Source organism: Shigella sp. FC1967 (assembly GCF_001743005.1).
Lineage (GTDB): Bacteria > Pseudomonadota > Gammaproteobacteria > Enterobacterales > Enterobacteriaceae > Proteus.
The window spans coordinates 1-2,740 of the sequence record NZ_MIIZ01000835.1 but is presented as its reverse complement, the minus strand read 5'-3'; the positions used below and the strand labels follow the sequence as shown (position 1 = coordinate 2,740).

The following is a 2,740-nucleotide window of genomic DNA, read 5'->3' as shown; positions in this document are numbered from 1 at the left end:
ATTTGCGATAAAATAAAAAAGGTGTTTATGTTAAAGTTTTATTTGCATAGAAAAACCACCTCTCTATGTTTTTAAACAATACTTTCCAATTAACTCCCAAAACTGCCAGCAAAGTTTTTCTTTACGACTAAATTCTTTTTTAGCAATAGAAAAATGAACGGGTATTGATTCAGTAATCGCAAAAAAGAAATTTTGTAAATGGTTTTTTAACATTAATTTTCTGTGTTCAGAATAGCAGTTATCTATATGTATTAGCTGCTCAGTCCATCTATTTAAGGCTTCATATTGCTCTTTTTGTGGGCGGCAAATAGGGTTTTCATGGAGAAACGTGAATAGAGAGTTAGAAAGAGAATAAGCAAATTTCTGAGGCAAAAGATTTATCAAGAAAACAATAAAGTAAGCGAAAGTTTGCTGATTTTTTGCTCAAAAAAAGCCATCATATCATCGCCTAAAATAAGAATATCATTTGCTTTAATCGCTTGTTTTTGAAAACCAATATTGATTATCGCCCTCCCTTCTAAGCAAATCATGACAACAATATAAGATAGTGGTAAAGGATAATCTGTTTCATTCGCCATATTGCTTTCACCGATTATGGCATGTTGCGATGATGCATTAAGTTGTGTCAGAACTTGATTCAACATAAATCAATTAATCTCTTCTAATTATTACCTAGTCCATTTACTGTTTTTATATTTTCACGATCTTGAACTTAATAACAAGCATTTCCTCTTCATTAGTTTTCAAAAGTACCGATTTTACCTCTTTTATGACATTCGGTTTTTTAGTTGTTTTCTTTAGAATGCACAGACCTTAAAGGTATAAGACAAATTGCAGAATATTTAATAAAATTAAGAGAAGTCATTGAAATGAAAATATTAAAAACAGAAAGACTGATATTACGTCCATGGAAACTTTCTGATGCATCAAGTTTATATCAATATGCAAAAGATGAACGCGTTGGTCCAGTTGCAGGTTGGCCAGTACATAAAAGTGTTGAAGAAAGTGCCGAAATTATTCGCACTTTATTTATGCGTGATGAAGTTTATGCCGTTACGTTAATTGATGATGATCTCGCTATTGGGTTGATTGGATTATCTTTCGCAAATGAGAGTAATTTCTCGATTGGCGATAATGACGCTGAAGTTTCTTACTGGATTGGTGTTCCATTTTGGGGCAAAGGATTAATACCAGAAGCGATAAATGAAATCAGTCGGCATAGCTTTCAAACACTTGGCTTAGATAAGTTATGGTGTGGCTATTTCGCCGATAATATAAAGTCACAAAAAGCACAAGAAAAATGTGGATTTAGATTCCATCATGTTATTGAAGAACAATACGTGGAATATTTAGATGAAGTAAAAGTTGAAAATATTTGTCGCTTAACAAAAGATGAGTGGATTGATATTCAAAAACAGACCTATTAAAACAAAACACCAGATTGTGAGGCGCACATTATCTGGTGTTTTAAAATATTAACACAGCAATTTAATTAAGCACTTGCTAATGCTTGAGATAAATCAGCAATTAAATCTTGTGGATTTTCTATCCCAATAGATAAACGAATAGTAGTATCTTGAATACCAATACGATGCCGTAATGTCATTGGTACACCTGAATGTGTTGTTGAACCAGGATGGCAGGCTAAAGATTCTGTCCCCCCCAGACTTACTGCAAGTTTAAAAATTTTCATTGCATTAAGAAAACGAAAAGCTTCACTTTCTCCACCCACAATATCAAATGAGAAAGTGGAGCCAGCCCCTGTACATTGTTTAGCAAATACGTGGGCTTCAACAGAATTTTTATCCGCAAAAGGTAAATAATGAATTGCTTTTACTTTTTCATGGTCACGTAAAAACTCTGCAACTAATAATGCATTCTGATTGGCTTTTTCCATTCTAATTTGTAATGTTTCTAAAGAACGGCCTAGCATCCAGCAAGAATGAGGATCCAGTTGTGTCCCTATTGCTCCTCTTAATAATCTGATTTGATTAATTAGTTCACGGGAGCCCATTGCGGCACCAGCAACTAAATCTGAGTGTCCTCCGACATATTTAGTTAAAGAATAAACGGAGATATCAGCACCTTGCTCTATTGGATGCTGATAGACAGGGCCAAGTAATGTGTTATCACAAACAATAATAGGACGATAGCCTTGCGTTTTTTCTAATTGGTCAGCTACGTTTTTTAATGCTTCAATATCCACTAATGAATTAGTTGGGTTCGCAGGTGTTTCTGCAAAAATAACAGATACTCGCCCTTTTTGTCGGGCTTTATCTGCGTGTTCTTGAATCAATGAAAAGTTTAACCCGTCAGTAAATGGGGTTGCTTGAATACCAAATTTAGCAAGTGTTTTGGCAATTAATGTTTCTGTTCCGCCATAAAGTGGCTGTGAGTGTAAAATAACATCACCTGGTTGTGTTAATGCCATTAATGTTGTCGTGATGGCGGACATTCCTGATGAAAATAATACACAAGATTGTGTATTTTCATAAACAGCCAATCTATCTTCAACAATTTCACTATTAGGTTGATTAAAACGAGAATAAACTAAACCTGCTTTTTCACCTTCAGGTAAAGGTTTTCTACCACTGACGGTATCAAAAAAAGCTTTCCCCTCTTCGGCACTTTTAAAAATAAAGGTGGATGTTAAAAATACAGGTGGTTTAACTGAGCCTTCAGAGAGTAATGGATCATAGCCATAACTCACCATTAGTGTTTCTGGTGATAGTTTATGTTC

The 2,740-nt window shown here is 34.5% G+C and carries 4 protein-coding genes; 1 reads left to right on the top strand and 3 read right to left on the bottom strand.

The window, feature by feature from the left end:
• Window positions 1–63: 63 nt before the first annotated feature.
• Window positions 64–372, bottom strand: coding sequence for a hypothetical protein (locus tag BHE89_RS14210; RefSeq protein ID WP_128860566.1), 309 nt, complete (start codon window positions 370–372; stop codon window positions 64–66).
• 8 nt (window positions 373–380) lie between these two features.
• A complete protein-coding gene (locus tag BHE89_RS14205) occupies window positions 381–644 on the bottom strand; it encodes a hypothetical protein (RefSeq protein WP_128860565.1) in 264 nt (87 codons plus the stop codon).
• Between the two features lie 225 nt (window positions 645–869).
• Here BHE89_RS14205 and BHE89_RS14200 point away from each other — a divergent pair, with 225 nt between their 5' ends.
• Window positions 870–1,427 carry a GNAT family N-acetyltransferase gene (locus BHE89_RS14200; protein ID WP_069367179.1) on the top strand — a complete coding sequence of 186 codons (558 nt, stop codon included), beginning with the start codon at window positions 870–872 and terminating at the stop codon, window positions 1,425–1,427.
• Window positions 1,428–1,492: 65 nt separating this feature from the next.
• Here BHE89_RS14200 and BHE89_RS14195 read toward each other — a convergent pair.
• Window positions 1,493–2,740, bottom strand: a 1,248-nt coding sequence (locus BHE89_RS14195) for a cystathionine gamma-synthase family protein (protein ID WP_128860564.1), incomplete at its 5' end; no start/stop codon positions are given.